General features: G+C 47.4%; 18 protein-coding genes. 12 read left to right on the top strand and 6 right to left on the bottom strand.

The features are described from left to right. The first annotated feature begins 102 nt into the window (after positions 1-102). Positions 103-504 (top strand): iron-sulfur cluster insertion protein ErpA, encoded by a 402-nt coding sequence (erpA, locus tag EL633_RS03295; RefSeq protein WP_126625823.1) that lies wholly within the window; start codon positions 103-105, stop codon positions 502-504. A gap of 131 nt (positions 505-635) precedes the next feature. Here the strand turns inward: erpA and EL633_RS03290 are convergent, their stop codons facing one another. Together EL633_RS03290 and EL633_RS03285 are read right to left on the bottom strand one after the other, a co-directional pair. Further along, on the bottom strand, positions 636-1046 hold the full coding sequence (locus tag EL633_RS03290) for a PleD family two-component system response regulator (protein ID WP_126625822.1): 411 nt from the start codon (positions 1044-1046) through the stop codon (positions 636-638). Positions 1047-1318: 272 nt separating this feature from the next. Further along, entirely contained in the window at positions 1319-1831 is a 513-nt protein-coding gene (locus tag EL633_RS03285) for a hypothetical protein (RefSeq protein ID WP_126625821.1), read from the bottom strand. A gap of 371 nt (positions 1832-2202) precedes the next feature. Between EL633_RS03285 and EL633_RS03280 the strand changes: the two genes are divergently transcribed. Together EL633_RS03280 and EL633_RS03275 are read left to right on the top strand one after the other, a co-directional pair. After that, positions 2203-3168 (top strand): ROK family protein, encoded by a 966-nt coding sequence (locus EL633_RS03280; protein ID WP_126625820.1) that lies wholly within the window; start codon positions 2203-2205, stop codon positions 3166-3168. A gap of 45 nt (positions 3169-3213) precedes the next feature. Further along, entirely contained in the window at positions 3214-3990 is a 777-nt protein-coding gene (locus EL633_RS03275) for a transcriptional regulator (protein WP_126625819.1), read from the top strand. Positions 3991-3993: 3 nt separating this feature from the next. Here EL633_RS03275 and EL633_RS03270 read toward each other — a convergent pair whose 3' ends face one another. Next, positions 3994-6027, bottom strand: coding sequence for a sensor histidine kinase (locus EL633_RS03270; protein WP_126625818.1), 2034 nt, complete (start codon positions 6025-6027; stop codon positions 3994-3996). 129 nt (positions 6028-6156) lie between these two features. Here EL633_RS03270 and EL633_RS03265 point away from each other — a divergent pair, with 129 nt between their 5' ends. The 3 genes from EL633_RS03265 (at position 6157) to EL633_RS03255 (ending at position 8357) form a co-directional block, all read left to right on the top strand. After that, positions 6157-6591, top strand: a complete 435-nt coding sequence (locus EL633_RS03265; RefSeq protein WP_126625817.1) for an ArsR/SmtB family transcription factor — start codon at positions 6157-6159, stop codon at positions 6589-6591. Continuing rightward, on the top strand, positions 6588-7601 hold the full coding sequence (locus EL633_RS03260) for a cation diffusion facilitator family transporter (protein ID WP_126625816.1): 1014 nt from the start codon (positions 6588-6590) through the stop codon (positions 7599-7601). The genes EL633_RS03265 and EL633_RS03260 overlap by 4 nt, the downstream gene beginning before the upstream one ends. Positions 7602-7727: 126 nt before the next feature. Next, a complete protein-coding gene (locus EL633_RS03255) occupies positions 7728-8357 on the top strand; it encodes a TetR/AcrR family transcriptional regulator (protein ID WP_161981906.1) in 630 nt (209 codons plus the stop codon). A gap of 75 nt (positions 8358-8432) precedes the next feature. Here the strand turns inward: EL633_RS03255 and EL633_RS03250 are convergent, their stop codons facing one another. Continuing rightward, positions 8433-10538: a GAF domain-containing protein gene (locus EL633_RS03250; protein WP_126625814.1), complete on the bottom strand. Its 2106-nt coding sequence runs from the start codon at positions 10536-10538 to the stop codon at positions 8433-8435. Between the two features lie 635 nt (positions 10539-11173). On the opposite strand from EL633_RS03250, the gene EL633_RS03245 reads away from it, so the two are divergent. Together EL633_RS03245 and EL633_RS03240 are read left to right on the top strand one after the other, a co-directional pair. After that, positions 11174-12559 (top strand): cytosine permease, encoded by a 1386-nt coding sequence (locus EL633_RS03245; protein WP_126625813.1) that lies wholly within the window; start codon positions 11174-11176, stop codon positions 12557-12559. Positions 12560-12717: 158 nt separating this feature from the next. Further along, positions 12718-14010 carry a cytosine deaminase gene (locus tag EL633_RS03240; RefSeq protein WP_126625812.1) on the top strand — a complete coding sequence of 431 codons (1293 nt, stop codon included), beginning with the start codon at positions 12718-12720 and terminating at the stop codon, positions 14008-14010. A 62-nt stretch (positions 14011-14072) separates the two neighbouring features. Here EL633_RS03240 and EL633_RS03235 read toward each other — a convergent pair whose 3' ends face one another. Beyond that, positions 14073-14759 (bottom strand): hypothetical protein, encoded by a 687-nt coding sequence (locus EL633_RS03235; RefSeq protein ID WP_126625811.1) that lies wholly within the window; start codon positions 14757-14759, stop codon positions 14073-14075. A gap of 248 nt (positions 14760-15007) precedes the next feature. On the opposite strand from EL633_RS03235, the gene EL633_RS03230 reads away from it, so the two are divergent. Together EL633_RS03230 and EL633_RS03225 are read left to right on the top strand one after the other, a co-directional pair. Next, positions 15008-17371, top strand: a complete 2364-nt coding sequence (locus EL633_RS03230; RefSeq protein WP_246039199.1) for an ATP-binding protein — start codon at positions 15008-15010, stop codon at positions 17369-17371. Positions 17372-17426: 55 nt separating this feature from the next. Beyond that, positions 17427-18824 (top strand): sigma-54-dependent transcriptional regulator, encoded by a 1398-nt coding sequence (locus EL633_RS03225; RefSeq protein ID WP_126625809.1) that lies wholly within the window; start codon positions 17427-17429, stop codon positions 18822-18824. Positions 18825-18839: 15 nt separating this feature from the next. On the opposite strand, the gene EL633_RS03220 is transcribed toward EL633_RS03225, so the two are convergent. Further along, positions 18840-19817 carry a GAF domain-containing protein gene (locus EL633_RS03220; RefSeq protein ID WP_126625808.1) on the bottom strand — a complete coding sequence of 326 codons (978 nt, stop codon included), beginning with the start codon at positions 19815-19817 and terminating at the stop codon, positions 18840-18842. A gap of 208 nt (positions 19818-20025) precedes the next feature. Between EL633_RS03220 and EL633_RS03215 the strand changes: the two genes are divergently transcribed. After that, positions 20026-20418 carry a response regulator transcription factor gene (locus EL633_RS03215; RefSeq protein ID WP_126625807.1) on the top strand — a complete coding sequence of 131 codons (393 nt, stop codon included), beginning with the start codon at positions 20026-20028 and terminating at the stop codon, positions 20416-20418. A gap of 112 nt (positions 20419-20530) precedes the next feature. After that, positions 20531-20980: a hypothetical protein gene (locus EL633_RS03210; RefSeq protein WP_126625806.1), complete on the top strand. Its 450-nt coding sequence runs from the start codon at positions 20531-20533 to the stop codon at positions 20978-20980. Positions 20981-21058: the final 78 nt, after the last annotated feature.

Raw genomic sequence — 21058 nt, 5'->3', positions numbered from 1 at the left:
TTGTAGGTTACAATACATGCAAAAGTAGTCGTAGCCACAACAATTGTGTTATCTGGATAGTTAAAGGGTGCCTTGGCAACCCTTTCGGAGAGGTGAATTTATATGATTGAGCAGAACCAGCAGTCGGCGATTGAGACAAGCGTTCTGACCATGACTACCGCCGCAGCAGATAAAGTTCGCGAGCTGCTCAAGCAGGAAAATGATCCAGCTTTAGGTCTGCGCGTTTTTGTCGCAGGTGGTGGTTGCTCTGGCCTCCAGTACGGCATGACCCTTGACGAAGAGCAGGATGGCGATACCGTGGTTTCCATGAATGACATCAAAGTCTTCGTTGACGACATGAGCCTGGGTTATATCACAGGCAGCGAAGTCGACTATGTTGATAGCCTGATGGGTGCTGGTTTCACCGTGAATAATCCTAATGCTGTTTCAAGCTGTGGCTGTGGTCACTCCTTCAAAACCGCCGATGGTGGTGGCGAATCTCGTAGCTGCGGTTGCGGTCACTAATCAGCAGATAAAATAGCTCAGCAAAGTAGTTTATATGTTGCTTTGTTGATACTAAGAAGGAAGATTCCTTTGAACAATATGTTCTGGGGAGTCTTCCTTTTTTGTATCGTCTTACTGGATCTTTTTACCGTTTATTCTGAGAATGCCTCGTTGTCTTCCTCATTCTGAATAGACTGGTCGGCAGGCGTTTCAAGCAGGCGTTTGATCAGGCCGGGCATATCGCTGGTAAACTTTGAATTGGCCACAACTTTCTGTGCGCCCGCTTCAAGTGCCCGTTTACGTGCTTCCAGATCCATGTGTGAGCCAAAGGCCAGCACTGGTATTTGTTGAACGACAGCCGCGCGAATTGCCTCCTCCCAATCCACCCCTTGAATCGCGATGTTCACGATGGCCAGGGCAGGTTTATGGGGTGTCTGGAGCCCTTTTTCGAAGGCTGACAGATTACGAGCAATCAGAACCTCCGTGTCATGATGGCTCAATGTATCTCGAATTTTCACCGAGAAAAAGAGATCTTTTTCCAGGGCAATAATATGTGTAGCCACAATATATTTCTTCCTCATGTTTTGTTACTAAAGCCGTTTGGGCTTTGTCAAACTTCGTTTGATGGGTGGTGCGCCCGCTACGCGGGCGGGATGGGGGGAGGAGAGATTCGGGGGCACAGCCCCCGATCCCCCAGTCAAGGGGCTCGCCGTCCCTTGCATCCCCGCAATCTCGGGTAGAGTGCAGGCAGCTTCTTGCATCCCCGCAATCTCGGGTAGGGTGCAGGCGGCTTCTTGCATCTTTGCCTGCCCATCACGTGATGTCTGACTGACTACTAGTCTTCAGTACTCTCATAGACAGGACGACGGAAGAGATCGCCTAGCTCCTGATTGATCAACACTTGATCGGTATATAGGTCAGGTGTCAGGATATGATGTGTACCATTGCAATAGGGTTTGGTGCATTTTTTGGTATGGCTGGTTTCCAGCACCAGATTGTCATCTTCAACAGTCGCCCAGATATGGCGGCGTGAATAGCCATCTCCCCACTTAAAAATCAAGCCAGACTTATATTCATCAAAGCGCCCCTGTCCATAGAGGAAGTCACGATTGAACATCTCAAGGATCGGGCGGATATGGCTGGCTTCAATTACCCGGGCGGTTGGAGGTGACATCGTCGTTGTCGCCTCGGAGGCCAGATCTTCCTGGGGAATAAACAGCTCGCGATGAGAATGTTGTTCCTCGCGAATCATCTGCTTGATCATTTCCCCTTCCTGATTACTCAAATTATGTCCCTGCCCTAGAATTGGGGCTTTACCAGATCGTTCTGAATTATGTTTGCCAGGCACGGTAGAACTCCTTGCATACTTTAACAAACAATACAACATATCAGCACTGCCGCAGGGCATTGTCGCAGTGCGCAACCCTGTCCACTCTATTAGTAAGGCAATGTTAATCCTTCATAGCTTACAACGTCAGTCGAATCCATACAAGTTTTACCATAGTACAGTCACATTTCGTTTGTATCTCTGTCGGCTTATTATGTAATGGTTAAAGGACAAATATTCGAAACATCTGTACTTGACACATGTTCTATTACTGATTATACTTCTTCTATACACAGTGTAGATTGTTCTCATCTCTATTGCTTGATACGTAGCATAATAAGAACAAGTGTTCTAGTTTATTACTAGAATAGCGGCATGCAGGACAGGTATCTATGAGCGTCGCAAAGGGTGTTGCGGTTGGTGTGGAGATTGGGAGTAAGCAAACAACAGTTGCCTTAATTGATCAAGAAGGGCATATACAGCAACGTTGTCTTGCCAGGACCCTGTATAGTCGTTCAGCGATCGCAACCCTTGATCCGTATTTACGCGCAATTGATATGATGCTAAAACATGCCAGGGACCAGGAATTGGAGGTCCTTGGTATAGGTGTTAGTCTCCCCGGATCGGTAGACGATCCAGCTCGCCGTCCGCTCCAAGTCCCGATTCTCCCCTCCCTGAATAACTTTCCTCTCTCTGATCTTCTTGAAAGCCGCTATAATCTTCCCGCCCATATTTATGCTGATGTTGATGCAGCTATGCTGGGAGAGCATCGTTTTGGTTCAGGGAAAGCCCATCAACGCTTACTCTATTTAACCATCAATGCAGTGGTAGGTGCCTCCCTGGTAATAGATGGGCACCTTGAAAGTTCCAATCAGCAATATATTGGCCACGTCTGCCATGTCCCTATAGCTACAAAAGGACCGCGTTGTAGTTGTGGAAAATATGGTTGTATTAATACCTTACTCTCAATTGAGGCTATCAAACGTATGGTCCAGCGTGCCCTAAGACGTGGTGAGGAGACAACCTTAACGCAGCGTATTCAGCGCCATGAAGTATTTAGTCATCGACTCCTGGGAGAAGAGGCGGCTCGGGGTGATAATCTGGCCCTGCAAATCTATCGGGAACTTGCGCGCTGGCTGGTTGAAGCGATGACCCGCTATATTAGCTTGTTTGAACCGGGTATTTTTATTTTAGGTGGTGGTGTATTATATGGAGGCGAAGTTCTGCTAGCACAGATTCGGATGCTGGTTGGAGATCGATTTTCACTGCCATCATGTCAGACGACCGAGGTGGTACCGGCATGCCTGGGTAGTGATGCAGCCTTGATTGGTGCGATTGTACCGTTCGCTCGCCTATAATATAAATCCTGGGCAGTGCTCGAGTTTGGGACATATACTATTACTATGAAAAACACACAGATTCCTGTTATTGTGATTGATGATACTCCTGTTAAACGCCGTGGTGTGTGTGAATTTGTTGAAGAGACAGAACTCCTACGGCTTGAGGGACAATCTGGTGATGCTCAGGGCGCGGTTACACTTATCGAACACCTCTGTTCGCAGCAAGCTGCTAATGCCACTCTTTCCGGCTGGTTGGTTCTCTCTGATCTACGCCTCGGTTCGAGTAATGGGGTAGAATTGGGACGCACCTTGTTGGAAATCGCTCCAGGTTTGCGCGTCGTTATTTATACGCAAGATCCCAGTTGGACTCTGGCGGCCGAGGTATTTCGTCACGAGTATACGCGTCGTGGTACGCTGCGTAGTAATAGCCGACGTTCACGTAAAGCTACAGGCCTGCATGGCTATGCGCTTTTCAACAATATGGAGCCAGCTTATCTGGAGCATATCGCATCCGAGGTTGTCCACCGACATGAGACCTTTATTGATCCTGAAGTCTTAAATTATTTACTCAAGCGTTTACGTGGTTTGCGCCTGACTCCTCGGCAGGAAGAATGTGCCTCATTGATTGCTCAGGGCTTTAGTAATGATGATATCGCTCTCCGTATGGGATTCCTGAATACCAGAGGTGGCCCAAACATTGGGCCAGTCGAGAATCTTGTGAGTGAGCTTTATACCTTTTTTTCGATTGAAGGTGCCCCCAGCGATCCTGGTCGTCGTGTTTTGCTGGCTCATGCTTATGAAGCCTATGCCGGACTTCGTCGGGAGCCACCGCAGTTGTAAGTTTTAGCGATATTGCTCTCGATAATCAGGTTGAGGTTGAGTAATCGGCAGTTGTACCTCTGGTGGTAGTGGTAACTCAAGCAAGATGGTCGTACCATGATTGGATCCAGTGCCGGGGAATGATTTTATTTGCAGCGTACCGTGGGCTGCTCGTACTTTCAATTCCGCTTTAAACATGCTGGTTTTCTCAGGCGGAATAGTGTTGACATCGAAACCATGTCCATCATCACTAATCTCCACCTTGAGTATATTTTCCTGGCAAGTTGTACGGATAGTTGCAAAGCTGGCTCCGGCATGGTTATAGATATTGAGTAAAGCCTGGGTGACAGTATAAGAGATTGCTTCCGCTATCTTCTCACCTGTTTCTGTTTGTTCTAAATCTGAGCTCAATGCATCCAAAGCCCAGAGATCCGCCTGAATCTCTAGGGAGGATTCGGGATGGAGCATTGGCAAATCCTCGCGCACAAGTTTTTCCAGATGAAGTTTTAGTCCCAGACTACGGCGTTGATAGGCATCCTCGACCAGCAGTTGCAAGCCATGTAAATCTCTTTCCAGTTCCTCACTGATTTTGCGTACTTTTCCCAGCGCCTCAATGACTTGTGGGGCCGCCACTTTTCTATCGGTTGTCCGTTCCATCTCCAGACGTAATTTATGCTGCCAGTATCCTAATAAGGAACGAATACGTAGCGCCTGTTGCTTTGGTTGATCATGAATACGTTGTGACAAAAGAGAGCGCAGGTGTGCATCGGCATGCAATAAAAGTTCCGTTGCATGGGTAAGCTCCTCATTTGTCTTTTGTAAAATCTGAGCTGTCCTCTGCTGTTCCTGCAGGGCCTCTTCACGCTGATCAATTGTGACATGCAAGCGAGCAATCAAGCGGAGAGAGCGAATCGCATAGAGCAAGATCAGGGGATAGACGGCAGCCAGTGTATAGAAGATTGAGAGTGGGAGCAGTATCTTCCCCGTCAGGAGGATGGGTAATACGCCGAAGCAGAAACCAAGACCGATCCCCCCGATCCATAACGTCAATAGATCTCCCAGGTGATGACGAATACGTGAAGGGATAATTTGTGTCTGTGCAGCTAGCTGGTGGCGTTTTCTCGCAGGCCAGATATTGAGCATCTGTAAAATAGAGGTAACGCCGATACTTAAACTAACCACCCCTCCCAGCACCGCATAGGCGAGGCTAAGCACAATGTTTGTGCGTATGGGAACATGTCCTGTGCTCAGAAATGAAATCCACTCATATGCAATCAAGAGTAGCAAAGGTGCATAAGGCAAGCCATCAACCAGCCAGCTTGGCTGGCGTCCCTTCATCATCGCGCTCGGTCGGTAGGTAAGGCTGAGATGAATAAAGGCAGCGCCCAGTAAAGCAAAGCAGGGAATCCAGACCATTTGCACGATAAGATCGGGTGGTGTCGCGGTTTGGATATTGCCCCAATGGCTATAAAGTAAGAGCAGCATGGCTGGTGGCAGTAAGGTCAGCCCCTCAACTGCTCCCGTCCATTCGGTAGCTGTTGCGAGTAGTACGAATCCCACAATGAGCCAGCTAGCACCAGCCAGCGAGGCCAGGCCAAATGTTTGCAACCACAAATCCCAGGTAAAGACAGAAGTTGGCCGTGTAAAGGTCATTGTTGTTGCTTGATCACTTTTAGCCGTGTATGTCACTATATCCCCAGGATTTGCCTGCTGATAGACGTGCTGAATACCAATTGCGCCCGGTTGTTTATTGGCCTCAATAATATGGGTATTCCTGGTAAGTGAGCCAGTTGGAATGGCAAAGGGAGGAAGTTGTGGTGGTATTGTAATCAGGACGATCGGTCCATCAGGATCGTCACCATCGATCGCCCAGGAAAAGCCACCAAAGACCTTGCCAAACTCACCAAATAGACGCAGGTGTCCTGCTCCACTGATCAACACCAACAAAAGTGCAACCACCAGATATAAGATAGTAAGCCTTGGGCGCATACGCTGCCACCAGGCATGAGTTGTATGTTGTTCAGCGAAAAATACAGTAGACACACCTAATTTTAACATTTTAAAATCCCTTGACGCAAGTCAACAGAAGGGAGTAGGACTTTCCTTGAGTATTGACCTGGAATATGGTATACTTACAATATAAATAGCTGCATGTATGTACAGCTATGCGACGAAAGGATTAAGAGTATGGCTGCGAAATCCGTTGCTTCTCCCGCTCCAGCGGTTGATGAAGTGTGTCAGGAGCGTAGTATCCACGTTGAACATGTGGCCGAGATTCGGCGTAACGTGCTTCCGGGATCTGATGCGCTAAGGATTGCGACACTTTTTTCTGTGCTGAGCGATCCGACCCGTTTACAAGTTATGCATGCTCTTTTATCTGCGCCAACTGGTGAATTGTGTGTCTGTGATCTGGCAACTGGCCTTGGTCGAGATGATACAACTATCTCACATCAATTACGCGTGCTGCGGCAACAGAAAGTTGTAGCGATGCGTAAAGTTGGGCGTATCGTTTATTATCGCCTGGTCGATGAGCATATCAGACAATTATTACGTATGGGCATTGATCACATTTACGAAGGACAATCACTAGGAGGAAATGTAATTTCTGAGGTAGTGCAATGAATTTAGGACATACACATGCACATGGGCATCATCACGATCATACCCATGGAATGGCCAGAAAGACTTTACGCACAGCCTTTTTTCTGACGATTATTATCTTACTGGCAGGTGTTGTGGGTGGAATCTTTTCTCACTCGCTGGCCTTGCTATCAGATGCGGGACACACATTAACTGACTTGTTTGCTCTGGGATTGGCCTGGTTCGCGGCCGGACAGGCTGAGCGACCTTCAAATGAGCGTAAAACCTACGGCTACCATCGGGTAGGTATCCTGGTGGCCTTGCTTAACGCAGTCTCGTTGATCCTGATTGCCGTGGTTATTGCCTGGGAAGCCTTTCAGCGTTTTCAACACCCTGAGCCGGTTCAACCATTGATTATGTTTGTTTCGGCCGGTATAGGTATTGCCATTAATCTGTTTATTGGTTTTGGCCTGAGTAAAGATAATCATGACAATCTCAATATGCGTGCGGCAAGCTTGCATGTGTTTGGAGATGTGGGTGCTTCAATTGCTGTGATTCTGGCGGGCGCGATTATCATCTTTACAGGCTGGACCTTTGTGGATCCTTTGCTTTCAGTCGCGATTGCTGCGTTTATCGCCTTTGGTGCCTGGGGTATTGTGCGCGAGACGACTAACATCTTGCTGGAAGCGGTTCCCGCCGACATTTCAGTCAAGCAGTTGGTTACTGATATTAAAGCGGTTGAAGGTGTCAATGATGTGCATGATTTACATGTCTGGTGTATTGCCAGTGGTATGTCAGCCCTCTCCTGCCACGTTTCAATCTGTGATTTGACACCTCAGGAAAATGCCCGGGTCTTAGGTCAGATTCAAACTATGCTGCAAACCACATATAACATAACCCACGCGACGATCCAGTGCGAGTGCAAGGATCATGCTTCGTCCTGTTGTGAGAATGAAAGCCTCTATTGCAGTTTAGGGTCGGGCGCCCAAGATGAATGTTGTGATCATGATCATATGCATGAGACATTCAGCGCCCAGACATTGGCAAAATAAAAATGATTGCCAGTGCATCTTGTGTCAGGCTCTGCTTGACACAAGATGCCTGTCATGCTATTTTTGTGTGGCAGGCATTTCAGCATAAACGAATGCCTTAAGACAGCAATAAAGAGGTACATACCGATGCAAACGTCACAATCCCCCCGTTCCCTGAAAGAAAAACAGCGCCAGGAACGCGAGGCATTAATTCTCCAGGTCGCTGAAGAAGTCTTTTTAGAGCGCGGCTACCATGAAACCTCAATGGACGAAATTGCCAGTCGGGTCGGCATCGCTAAAGGTACTGTTTATCTCCATTTTCCCGGTAAAGATGATTTGATTGTGGCTATCTTTGCTCGCGATATGCAAGAGATCCTGCGACACCTGGATGCTAGCCTGGAAGCACAGTCCTCTCCCCAATCCAAGCTAGAGGCACTATTGTATTTTATGTATGCTGGCCTGTTCCATAAACGCACCCAACTGCTCTCCTCTATTTATCACAGTGTCGATATGCGACGGCTGTTTGCGGAAAAGGGAAATTGCATGAAAGATTTGTGGGAGAATGTGGTTGAGCGTGTCTCTTTTCTTCTGGATGAGGGGAAGCAGCGGGGAGAGTTTGATCCCACGTTGCCGACGAGTGTAATGACCAGTACCTTTTTAAGCTTGTTGTCTCCTAAAAGCTATGATCGCTTGATCACAGAGTATAAGCTTGCTCCCGAAGATATTGTCGTTCACGTTGGCAAGATATATTTCCGTGGTATTGCTGCTCAGCAGTAGCTTCCTGGCTAAAAAGCGCCCCCTTGCTTGATCAGATCAAGCAAGGGGGCGCTTTTTAGCGTTTATGCCAGGGAATTATTCGCCACTACTGCGCAGCTTGTAGACTTTAATGGCAACTTGTAAGGTTAGCCAGTTACTACGCTCTTGTAGATCGATATCACACAGAGATTGTAGGCGTTCCAGACGTTGGATCAGTGTGTTGCGATGTACAAAAAGCTTCTCTGAAGTCTTGGTTAAATTGCCAGCACACTCCAGATATGTTTCCAGTGTATCCAAAAGATCAGTGTTTTTGCGCCGATCGTAGCTATCGATATGCGCGATTTGATCTTGATAGACATCACGTAAATCGTCCATATGAGCGATTTTGTAGAGATAACGATAAACTCCTAGATCATTGAAATGGGTGACAATCGGAGCTTTTTTCCCTTCCGCCGGTTTGGGCTCCTGCAAGTTTTGTCCCATTTGCAATGCTTCGTTGGCTTCGGCAAAGCCCCGCCTGTAGTCGTTGATGTACTGGCAAGTATTGCCAATACCAATGGATAGGAAAACATCATACTCATTGCGCATTTGCAATGCCAGATCCTTAAGCCATGTCTTCAGGCGTGAGCCACTGGGGTCCTTGCTGAGTGGAAGAATACACGTAATCAGATTCTCATGTTCATAAAAAACTGAACCAGAATAATTATCCTGGATCCGGCGCCGAACAATGCCTCCCATACGTTTATAAGCAGCCTGTAGGGAGATACCCTGGGCATAGCTTGGATTATCCGCATTAGTTGGTGGTTGAGGATTGCGGTTCCGTTCCGGTCTGGCCTGCTTCTGGGTAGAGGCAGCTTCATCCCAACGGGCATCGACATGGGTAATCTCAACCATTACTGCAGCATGAGGTCGAGTGAGATCACAGCCCAGGAAATGCGCACGCTGCCTCAACGAGTCCTCTGAGTCGCTGGTGCCCTGCATTAAATCATCAAAGAAGCCCTTCACCAGATTTTTTTGAGCTAGCTGGTTTACCAGATAACTATTCTTAATCGCCATCGCAGCTTGATTGGCGATAGTTGTTAATAGTGTCTGATCTTCCGGTGAGTAGCGACGGCCTTTGCTGGAATAGCAATTAATCAGGCCTAATTGTTCCGTACCAGCGATCAACGGAGCTGAAATCAAGGCCCGATATTGATTATCTTTCAGGGGATTGAGTCGTTCGAGTGTATATTCATTCTCGCGCTCAGGCTCAAGAGAAGAGTGTGAGCTATCTTTTGCCAGATTAGCCTCATTGAGTTCGCGCAGGCGTTCCAATGTCGTGCGATCAATATCGATGGCATGAAACTGAGCTCGATCATTGAGATTGGGAGAAGATGCTCGTACCGTGAGGCGCCTGGCTTGCCGTGAGCTTTCTAGATCACGCTCACGAGCCTGATCCATCAGCATGATCACGCATAGATCGACTTCCATTATTTGTACGGTTAGAGTTGCGAGGGAACGGAGCATATCATCAAGGTATAAGCCAGAACTGATTGTCTGGCTCAGGACAGAAAGCGTGGTGAGCGTACTAAGCTTGCGCTGCGTATTTTCGTAGAGTTGCGCATTCTCGATGGCACTGGCGACAAGGGATGCAGTATTCGTAATAAATAAACGATGTTGTTCCGTAAACTCATGAGGAGCAATGGCCTGCACTGTAATGACCCCGATCAGATGACGTGTCTTTGTAATGATCGGTACAGTCATAATTGACTGAAACTTTTCCTCTTCAAGCTCAGGAAAATAGCAAAAACGTGGATCGTCCAGAGCCTCATCGGTGAGAAACACTGGTTTTCGGTGGAGTGCAACCCAACCCGCAATCCCTTCTCCTACTCCCATCGTAAGTTTTCCTACCAGATGGCGATGCTGTTCATTTGTGCTTGCCAGGACAAGCTGCTCTTTGTCTTTGTCATAAAGATAGATGAATGCAATCTGGCAGGAAGTAGCGCGGACGACTGTGTCCACAAGGTGACGTAACACTTCATCAAGCCTCAACGTTGAGCCGACAGTGGAAATAACTTCATTAAGTAAGGTGTTCTCCTGTGTCCGCATCTCGATCTCATTGCGCAGTTCGCTATTCTCTGTCTGTAACTGTTCAAGCGACTGCTCAGAGTCGGCGGGGGAACAAGGGGGAAGCTGATGATTTGTACTTGCCTTGAAAGACATGCAACCTCCTGATCTGACAAATGATAGCACAGGCGTGCGTCTCTCACCACCGCTGCAACCATTGAAACCGTGGCTGTCGTAGAAGTCTCGAACCCTGTGTACGAATGTACCTAATGTGTTGATGGGCGACTAATAGTGTAAACTTTGGAGCGCTACACCATTGGTCGCCCTTTACAGGTTAGCTTCTTATGGATACTCCGTCCATAACTATATATGAGCCATTGTACCCATTTTCTTGGGCTACGTCTAGAGTTTAACCTTCTCTTAAACTTTTTCGTGTGGGAACTAGCTGAAATGACCTGCAAACTGCACAGCTCGATAGTGGTATTTTACTTATTTTTTTGTATTTTTGTATTTTTTTTAATATTTATTTACAAGTCCTCGGCACGGAAATTTCTTTCATTTTCCGTGAAAGTAGAAAAATTTTCAGTAATGTGTGCATTTTTAGTCACTGAATATATGTGTAGTTTTTTATACATAAATGAGTAGGCCTATATTTGTACGTTGACAAAGCGTCATATTCACCTGTTATAATTGAGAGGTAGATTCCAATAGTTTGTACATTGCAGTACATTTTTTGTGTAGTCTTCTCTTTTTAGCACGTTATATTTTTATTTTTTAAGGAGCACTCATCCTTGTCTACAGATACAGTGGAAACTCCTGTCATGGAACAAGGGATTGAGACACATGGTATCGAGCGTGTCTCTCCCCATGCCAGAACTCATGTGCGCATTATTGATAATTTTACCATGTGGCTATCCGCCAATCTGGTTCTTTCAACGGTGGCACTTGGGGCCCTGGCAATTCCCCTCTTTAAACTAGGTTTCTGGCAGAGTATCGCAATTATTGTCATATTTAACATTTTAGGTGTTCTGCCCGTGGCCTTTTTCTCCACGTTAGGGCCCAAACTTGGATTGCGGCAGATGACGATTACCCGTTTCTCATTTGGTTGGTGGGGCACCATCATTATGGCCCTCTTTAACATTGCCGCATGTATCGGTTGGTCTGCTGTCAATGTTATTGTGGGTGGACAACTGGTTAAAGCACTTAGTCATGGCGCGGTCCCGGCCTGGGTAGGTATCCTGATCATCGCAGTGTTAACAACGGTGGTTAGTATTTATGGATATAAATATGTACATCGTTATGAGCGTTACGCCTGGATACCAATGGCTTTAATTTTTATCCTGTTGATTGTGTTGGCCGGTCCACATGTTACGGTTGTCCCTGCTCCTGCGTTTAGCCTGGGGACATTTGCCGGCCTGATCTCCTTCGGTGGAGCAATCTATGGCTTTGCAACCGGTTGGAGTTCCTACGCTGCTGACTATAATGTCAATCAGCCAGAAGAGACCTCTGCCCGCCGTGTATTCTGGCTGACCTTTCTTGGCGTAACCATTCCCTGTATTATTCTGGAAATTCTGGGCCTCGCCTTAACGACGGTCGCCGCCTATAAAGCTCCGAGCACCGGTGAAGCGCTGGCTCTCGTCCTTAATCCTCTGGGTGGTGTAGGGACGTTGATTCTAGCCTTGCTGGCCCTGAGTGTTATTGCCAATAACATTCCTAATGATTATAGCCTTGGTTTGACCATACAGGTTTTAGGACATTCCTTTCAGCGCGTGAATCGAGCAGTCTGGACCTTGATTGGAGCGGTTATTTATGTCGCGATTGCAATTCCTTCGGTCGATCGTTTTAGTGAAACATTGGACAACTTCCTGTTGTTGATTGCCTACTGGTTAGGACCCTGGAGCGTCATTCTGATTCTGGAACATTTTGTTTTCCGTAAAGGCAACTACAATGTGGAGGATTGGAATACACGCAGCAAGCTTCCTATTGGTTGGGCGGCCATTGTTTCGATGTTCCTGGGACTAGTTGGCGTCTGGTTAGGGGCATCACAATATCTTTTTACTGGCCCAATTTCCCAATCCCTTTCGGGTATGGATATTGGATTTGAGTTAGGCGCGGTTATTGCCGCGATTGCTTATTTCATTCTACGACGTATTGAGTTGAAACGGACTGGTCGTTAGGCTATGTAGACTGTCATGAGCTTGCTCAGGCCTGACTCTGGTTGGTACGAAAGGGATATCCTTCATATTTGATGGATATCCCTTTCGCTTATATGTTATGTTACATTATGAAGCTGATACCAGTATTGATAATTTTTGTTTGCATAAAGGATAAAAATATGCAATATGATGTTGTTATTCGACATGCGCGCTTACATCGGAGTCCTGAGCTAGTGGATATTGCTATTCAGAATGGAGCGTTTGCCCGCATCAACAAGGATCTCTCCTCGGCCGCAGCGGCGCGGGAAATCGATGCCGATGGACGTTTGTTGTCGCCTCCGTTTATCGATGCCCATGTCCATCTTGATGCGGTCCTGACGGTGGGTCAACCACGTTACAATACCAGCGGCACCCTACTAGAAGGTATTCAGATCTGGAGTGAGCGTAAGCCGAGCTTGACGCATGAAGATGTCAAAAAGCGTGCATTGGAAGAGATTCGCTGGGAGGTTGCACAGGGTACCTTACATATCCGTAGCCATGTAGATATCTGCGATCCTGCTTTGACGGCCTTGCGAGCTTTGCTGGAAGTGCGTGAGGAAGTGCGCGATATTTGTGACCTGCAATTGGTCGCCTTTCCACAGGATGGTATCCTTTCTTTCCCCCATGGGCGAGAATTGATGCGCAAGGCGATGGAGATGGGTTGCGATGTGGTTGGGGGCATTCCTCACTATGAATGGACACGCGATATGGGTGTCGAAGATGTGCACTATGCCTTTGCCCTGGCCAAAGAGTTTAATCGTGATGTCGATTGTCATTGTGACGAGACCGATGATCCGCTTTCGCGTTTTACTGAGGTGATGGCGGCCGATACGATTGAGCAGGGCTGGCATGGTCGTGTGACGGCCAGCCATTGTACCGCCATGCATAGCTATGATAATGCGTATGCGTTCAAATTAATTGGACTACTGGCCCGTGCGCAGATGAATGTTGTGGCTAATCCTTTTGATAATGTGGTGCTGCAAGGACGTTTCGACACCTATCCTAAGCGCCGTGGTATTACGCGTGTCAAAGAATTGCTGGCTGGTAATGTGAATGTCGCGCTAGGACACGATTCTATCATGGATCCCTGGTTTCCGCTGGGACGTGGGGATATGTTGGCAGCCGCGCAACTGGCACTGTATCTGTGTCATATGAGCGGCTTTGACGAGATTGATACTGTCTTTGATCTGATTACCGCCAATGCTGCCCGGGTGCTACGTATCCAGGATCGTTATGGTATTGAGGAAGGCAAGCCTGCCAACTTCCTATTGTTGGATGCCCCCAACGCCTTCGAGGCTCTACGTTTATTACCTGCTCGCCTGCATGTATTCAAAAATGGACGTGAAGTTGCCACGACCACGCCCGCTCATAGTGTGGTGCGCCGTGCTGAACAAGGTGAGGGTGAACAGATGGTGACGTATCGTCCTCAATAAGAATAGTTGTGTGATCAGAGTATGCCAGGGGTATACTCTGATCAACTCCAGGATCAACATGATCAGACAATATTAATGGCGCGCCCAATCAGGATCGAGAGGATGGTCAGAGCAATGATCGCTTCAATCATCATCAATAATTTGGCCCGATGACTTAAAGGATAGGTATCTGTAGGACTAAGCGCGGTTGCGCCGGTAAAGCTCACAAAAAGGTAGTCAACAAAATGTGGAATCCAATGTTGTTTATTGCCATCGGCTTGTTGTGGGAACAGGAGATCAGCCGCCTTATGTCCAGCCCTGGCTCGTTTATGAGGACCATCGCCATCGATCTCCCAATACCAGAGTCCAAAGACCAGGACATTACTGAGCCATAACGCTCCTCCCGTGCGCAGCAGGTTGATCGCATCGCTCCCCTGTTGTCTGGTGGGCAAGCTTGAAATCAGTAATACTACGCCAGTGATCAGAAATGCTGTAATCACACCCAAAACGCAGAAGGACAGTGCGCGATTAATGTGATGTGGTAGTGGATGGCCCAGCAAAAAAGCCACCAGGCCTGGTAGGCTAAGGACAATCACAATGATCAGTGGTAGCCAACTGGGTCCAAATGTAATTCGTGCTGGCAAAAGCGTATAAATGAGACCAAAAAGGATTGTCGCGAGCGTAGAGACCCAGAGCGGAGCAGTGATGACCGGCTGCTTTTTTTCCGTGTCCAATGGACCTTGAGATGATAGCTTGTGTGTTTGCCCCATGCTTTTAAGTGTTCCCCTTGCCAAATAAGAATGAGAAGCGCGCTTCTATTATAGAACATCAGCCAGATAGTCACAAATCGTTATCCCCTCTGCTTTCATGAGTATAATGACAATATCTTCATAGTCTTGCTGACGTGGTGCAATGTTGAGCATATTCTGGTATAGTAGGGCATAATCCTCGTTTAAACATTTCCAGGTTGAAGAATAGAAAGACGTGTTAAATTGAGGAAGAGGGGGCACCTGTGACGATGGATGTGGAGCAAAGTTGTGAACAAATAGCTATACCTGCGATTGTGAATACACTACTCGATGATTTTGGCGCAGTTACTGATTATCGTACATTGCGTGATAGTCTACCCCGGCGTTTAGCTGCGCTACTCAAGTGCCGTTGCGTACTCCTCTATTTACGGGTTGGAGAGACCCTCCAACTGGCCTCAGGCTCTTTTGATGATCTTCCAGGATGGTCAGCGGCCCTATTAGCGGTCGCCCACGTAAATCCTATTGATCTCCGTAGCAACGAGCCAGAAGCTTGTGCCTGGCGTGAACGAAAGCTGATTCTGCATCCAGTCAGTACACCAACCTTGTTGGCGGTTCCACTGATTTATCGGCAGCGTCCTGTTGGTGTGCTGGTCCTCTTACGGGATGCGGATGAGAGCGCGAACAATTATCCTCCGCATTGGCCCGTACAGACGGATGGCGCCATAGAATCTGTGGCAGGAGTGGTTGCACTGCTGTTAGAGAATACACGTTTACTTGAGCGTGATCGTGAACGTATTCATGAACTATCCTTGCTCAACAGTATCAGTAGTCAGGTGAATAGTTCACTCTTTGAAATAGGGCGGCTACACAGTGTGGTTCTGCAACGTACTCGTGAGATCGCGCTTGTCGATCTTTGTGAGATCATAGAAGCGGATACTCCTCTGGAGAGTAGCAGCTGGTTGACACCACGGTTGCGCATACTACTTTTTCAACGTTTTCGCGAGCAAAATACGATTCTCCCACTGATCATTGAGCGCCCTGGAGATGGCAAGCATGAGTATGTCCATGACTACTTTGAGGAGCTGCCAGCGCGTGTCAAAACATTTTTTGCGTTGCCTTTATTGAGCAGCCAGCCCCTGGAGCACTCAGACCGCGAACAACAGTTCGAGCCTGGTAGGAGTGGCCTCGAACCTGATCGGCTCTTTGGTTGCATTGTAGGTGCGTATTATCGGCCCTGGAAGATGCGACAAGCAGAGATAGCTCTGCTTCAGGTTGTCGCCAGTCAGGCTAGCGCGGCCCTAGAAAATATGCAACTAGTAAAAGAAGTTATCCTGGCTCGTAACGAGGCCCATGGTTTATTGCGTCAGGTCTTAAAAGATCAGCGATTGCATACGTTGATTCTGGAAAGTGTACCTAGCGGGCTGATCGCAACCGATCAAAGTGGTTGTGTGCATACCTTTAATCGTGCCGCAGCTATTATTCTGGGTTATCATCCTTATGAAGTGCTTGGACAACCCTTACGAAAAATACTTGACCTGCATCCAAATCATGAAGATACAGGAAGGGTTTCTGCTGGCCAATATATTCCTGTTCAGCCACAGGAGGCGTTTCTGGTAGGGATGCATATTGGTGAAGCTCAGAGTCAGACTATTGTGACAGTAGACCGCTATGAGCGTGAGTTGGTCTTAGATGTGGATATGCGACCGCTCTATGATGATAGTGGAAGCCAGATGGGATTGTTGACGACGTTTACTGATGTGACTGCTATGCATCGCCTGGAAGAGGAGAAGCGTCGTCTGGATCGTCTGGCGTCGCTTGGTGAAATGGCTGCTAGCGTCGCTCATGAGGTACGCAATCCTCTGGCATCCATCAAAACCTCTATCCAGATGCTTCATAATGATTTGCTGGTTGATGATATTGCGCTCCAGGAGCAGCGAGAATGGATACAAACCTCTACTGGAGTTGTGCTCAAAGAAGTTGAGCGGTTAGATTGTATTGTGCGCGATTTACTTCTGTTCGCCAAACCGCGCCAGCTTCACCGTACGCGCTGCAATATTAACGAGTTATGCGAGCAAGTTCTGACCGTAATCCAGAATCAATGCGTGGATGCTAATGTTGAAGTTCACCGCAGCTTCGATGAGCTACCTCCTATCTGGATCGACACGGACCAGATAGAGCAGGTGTTATTGAATCTTTTTTTTAATGCTCTACAGGCGATGGGCGATGGTGGTATCCTGACCGTTTCCTGTCATTGCATCTCGACAGAACAGGCTATCTATGATACCGCGGGATCAGATTGTCCTCCCACTCAGCGGCCTTCGGGCACCTCAGGACTGGCCCCCAGTGCTTATGCATGGCTGATTGATAAGCATGTAAGTCAGAAAGAATTCCGCGTTGAGCAATGGCTAGAGATTTTAATCAGGGATACCGGTATTGGTATCACGCCCGAGCAATTAAAGCATATCTTTCAACCCTTTTATACGACCAAGGCACATGGTATTGGGCTGGGATTAGCTATTAGCAGGAGGTTAGTCGAGGATCATGGAGGATACCTACGCATTGATAGTCAGTATGGTTATGGCACTACTATTGCTGTGCGCATGCCATATGTTTCGGGTGATGGATCCTATTAATTGCGCATAAGCCGTTTGCCTACCCAGGAGTGGTGGAAAAGCAGGAGGTGTCGTTGTGAGTCTGGGTATTCTTATTATTGATGATGAGCCCTATTTGCCACATCAGTTTGCGCGCTTTTTGAAACAGCAGGGCTATGATGTTTTTACAGCTGCGGATGGAGAGGCTGGATTAGCCGAGCTTCACCATCGCACACTAGACCTGGTACTGCTCGATTTACGTTTACCCAGACTGAGTGGTCTGGAAGTTCTATCCCAGATTCGTAAGTTTGACGCGGATATCCCCGTGGTTATTCTGACGGCATATGGAGATGTGCAAACCGCGGTTGAAGCTATGAAACTGGGAGCGGTAGATTACTTGCTCAAAGGCTTTGATCTGGCGGAACTTCTACTGGTCGTGCAACGTGCGTTGGAGACCAGCGCCATGTCGCGAGAACTACGCCAGTTACGCAAAGAACGGAGCGATAACTACCATTTTAAGTATCTGGTTGGTCATAGTGAGCGTATGCGCGAAGTCTTTGATCTGGTGGCCCGTGTAGCCCCCAGCGATGCATCAGTGCTAATTATTGGAGAGAGTGGCACCGGTAAAGAGGTAGTGGCACATGCCATCCATGAACAAAGTGCACGTAGTACTGGACCGTTTCATGCCCTCAATTGTGCTGCTATTGCCAGTAACTTGATCGAGAGTGAATTATTTGGGTATGAACCGTATGCCTTCACAGATGCCAAGCAGCAAAAACGTGGTTTACTTGAATTAGCTGAAGGAGGCACCCTTTTCCTGGATGAGATTGGTGAGATGCCACTCGATATGCAGGCCAAATTGTTACGCGTACTGGAGACGCGCTCCTTTTTCCGTCTCGGCGGCAATAAAGAGGTTAACTTGAACGTACGGGTGCTTGCAGCCACGAATAGAGATCTTGATAAAGCTAGAGCTGAAGGATCATTCCGTTCAGATCTTTATTTCCGTTTTGCGGTCTTTATTATTCCTTTACCACCGTTGCGTGAGCGTCCTGGCGACATTTTACTCTTTGCCTCACGTTTTATTGATGAATTCAATAAAGCCATGGGGCGCAATGTCAGCCGCATCTCACCTGAGGCTCAACGCCTCTTGCTTGCCTATCGTTGGCCGGGAAACATTCGTGAATTAAAAAATGTCATCGAGCGGGCGATGATTTTAAGTAGTAGTGATCAACTATTACCACTCCATTTACCGCAAGAAACTGTCGGTCAGGCAGATATTAATGCTGAATCATGGAATGATCCTTGGGAGCAATGGCTGAATCTGCGACCAGTTGGTCCGGTATCCTTAGAAGTGATCAATGCCCGTCTGGAAAAACACCTGGTGCGTGGAGCCCTGGAAATGGCAAAGCATAATCGTTTGCAGGCGACCGAGTTACTTGGACTGGCTAAAGTTGATCAATTGCGTTACTTAATGAAAAAATATGATATTGATTAGTATCTCGTGATGCAACTAGGACAGCTGGTGTGCGAGTAACTCGGCCTCTAATTCTTGCCAGGTTTCTTGCTCAATATCCGCATTACTGGATTGTTTCTGTTGTTGCATCGCTTGTTGAAATTTAATAGTAACGCGCTGGCGGAAGTTAGCCAGAAGTGGCCTTTGTACTTGTGGTTTTGGCATCACACGTAACTCGATCATCTGTGAGGGATAAAAATCTTCTTTATCAAAGGCCAGTGAGATGAGATCGCTAAACATGGTAAGGAGATTGAGACGTTGTTGTGAGAAATATCCAGCCTGAGTACTGGAGGCTAATAAGCAACCGGCGATGCGACCTTCAAAGCGGATAGGATGAGCGGCAGCACTTACCTCAAAAGCATCCTGAATGGCTGGAAAGGTCTTGCTCTGTCTGAGATCATCGTCACTGACGATATGGCGTACTTCGACCGCATAGCCAGAAAGGGACTCAAGGCCAAGGAAAAGCACATCATGTTCCAGATCCGCCGTCCAGGGCAATGTACCTTTGCCAGCGCGTTCGCGTAAACTGCGAATTTTGCCTTCGGCATCGGGTGGCATACATTGTACAAGTTTCACCGCCATACCCAGGCGATTAGGATCGAGTTGTATGAGCGTTTGTTTCAAAACCAATTCGCTGATACGCCAGAAACGTAAGCTTTCAGTGGTGGTTGTACGTATATTTAGTACCTGTGCAAAAAATTCTGAGGGGATATGTTCAGAGCTATCTTCAGTCAACCAGGTTTGAATGTCGGGATACTGTTTTTCAAGTGCTTGAAGCAGATCAGGCCTCTGGCTGCTATTCACCACTTGAAGTAAATGAATTAAATGTTGTTTCTGGGGTTTGGACTCACCACTTGCCCAGCGTGAGAGCGTCATACTTGTGACGCCAAGGGCTGATGACAAGCGTTGTTTTTCTCCGGATGACTTTATAATCCCCTGCAAAACCAATGACCAGGAAGGAGGAGGGGTGACCATGTCTTTCCACCTCTTTTACTATTACTAAATAGATTACTGTCAGATCCTGAGGAATATGATAACAGAGGACGTGAAGTCAGTCAACACTCCATCCGATAATACGAGAAAAATGGACTTCAGTAGCGTATTTAGGGGTACAAGTTGTACTTCTGAGAGGAAATCTGTATCATAAGAAGAGAGAGATGGCAGAGAAAGGTGAGAGGATCAGATGGAGTATACGGCGAAGAAAATTCTGGTAGTCGATGATGATAAAGAGATACGCGAGATCATCACATTTGTGCTTACTCGTCATGGTTTTCACGTAGAGGCAGCCTCAAATGGACAGCAACTTCAGCGATTTTTAGCTTTGCAATTACCCGATTTGATAATTTTGGATGTCATGATGCCAGGAGAGGATGGATATCATATCTGTAGGAGTCTACGAACCGATCCTTCTACACGTGATATACCAGTAATGATGATTACCGCGCATGCCGAAGATATTTACCAGCGCATCAGTATTGACCTCGGAGCGGTTCAACATATGACAAAACCCTTTCACCCATTGGAGTTAGCGGAGAAAGTACAAACTATTTTAGGGGCAAAATCCTACAGTTGTTAAGTTCATCCTCTCACTTCTGAAAATTATGTCATAAAGTACTTGTCTCTGCGCTCAAAAGTTGGTATCATTACAAGCAAGAGCGTCCTGACAAGTTCAAGGAAGCAGAGCGGCTATGCCAAATAGATACGAACGTGAGATCGAAGAAATCCTACGTAATTTGGAGCACACCGACCCGAAAGCTGGGAAATCCCAGAAGTTTGGAGAAAGATTTCGCAGGAGGCCAGGGCCTAATTTGAGGACCCAGCCATCGCGGCCCATCACCTGGAATCTTTCCACGATAGAATGGCTCCTACTAGGAACGATAGTCTGTGCATTGCTCGGGGGAGCATATGCATTTCTAGCGGGACAAAATATCATCACCTTAATTTTAGCGCTGGCAGGATTTGTCGGCATCTTTCTGGTGATGTTCTCGCAATTTATCTTTCGAGCGCGTCGGGTAAGTTCCACGCGTTATGGGAATATCAAGATCACCCCTTTGCGGCGTGGTCCTTTAAGTACTTTAAAAACACAGTGGAACCTATTAATCCTCAAATTGCGTTACCGGCGCAAAGATGAGCAGTAGCGGGCCGGGTAAAAATGAATTTTCCTACCAATACGAAAATTCAGCAAAGAAGTGCTTGACAAAGCTCTAGAGGAATGA

It is taken from the genome of Dictyobacter alpinus, assembly GCF_003967575.1.
GTDB lineage: Bacteria > Chloroflexota > Ktedonobacteria > Ktedonobacterales > Ktedonobacteraceae > Dictyobacter > Dictyobacter alpinus.
The sequence above is the reverse complement of the archived record's forward strand: the minus strand, read 5'-3'. Positions and strand labels throughout refer to the sequence as shown.

Excerpts from the sequence above, each read along its gene's own strand:
- erpA (WP_126625823.1), top strand. The coding sequence starts at position 103 with ATGATTGAGCAGAACCAGCAGTCGGCGATTGAGACAAGCGTTCTGACC.
- EL633_RS03280 (WP_126625820.1), top strand. The coding sequence starts at position 2,203 with ATGAGCGTCGCAAAGGGTGTTGCGGTTGGTGTGGAGATTGGGAGTAAG.
- EL633_RS03275 (WP_126625819.1), top strand. The coding sequence starts at position 3,214 with ATGAAAAACACACAGATTCCTGTTATTGTGATTGATGATACTCCTGTT.
- EL633_RS03270 (WP_126625818.1), bottom strand. The coding sequence starts at position 6,027 with ATGTTAAAATTAGGTGTGTCTACTGTATTTTTCGCTGAACAACATACA.
- EL633_RS03265 (WP_126625817.1), top strand. The coding sequence starts at position 6,157 with ATGGCTGCGAAATCCGTTGCTTCTCCCGCTCCAGCGGTTGATGAAGTG.
- EL633_RS03260 (WP_126625816.1), top strand. The coding sequence starts at position 6,588 with ATGAATTTAGGACATACACATGCACATGGGCATCATCACGATCATACC.
- EL633_RS03255 (WP_161981906.1), top strand. The coding sequence starts at position 7,728 with ATGCAAACGTCACAATCCCCCCGTTCCCTGAAAGAAAAACAGCGCCAG.
- EL633_RS03250 (WP_126625814.1), bottom strand. The coding sequence starts at position 10,538 with ATGTCTTTCAAGGCAAGTACAAATCATCAGCTTCCCCCTTGTTCCCCC.
- EL633_RS03240 (WP_126625812.1), top strand. The coding sequence starts at position 12,718 with ATGCAATATGATGTTGTTATTCGACATGCGCGCTTACATCGGAGTCCT.
- EL633_RS03235 (WP_126625811.1), bottom strand. The coding sequence starts at position 14,759 with ATGGGGCAAACACACAAGCTATCATCTCAAGGTCCATTGGACACGGAA.
- EL633_RS03230 (WP_246039199.1), top strand. The coding sequence starts at position 15,008 with ATGGATGTGGAGCAAAGTTGTGAACAAATAGCTATACCTGCGATTGTG.
- EL633_RS03220 (WP_126625808.1), bottom strand. The coding sequence starts at position 19,817 with ATGGTCACCCCTCCTCCTTCCTGGTCATTGGTTTTGCAGGGGATTATA.
- EL633_RS03215 (WP_126625807.1), top strand. The coding sequence starts at position 20,026 with ATGGAGTATACGGCGAAGAAAATTCTGGTAGTCGATGATGATAAAGAG.
- EL633_RS03210 (WP_126625806.1), top strand. The coding sequence starts at position 20,531 with ATGCCAAATAGATACGAACGTGAGATCGAAGAAATCCTACGTAATTTG.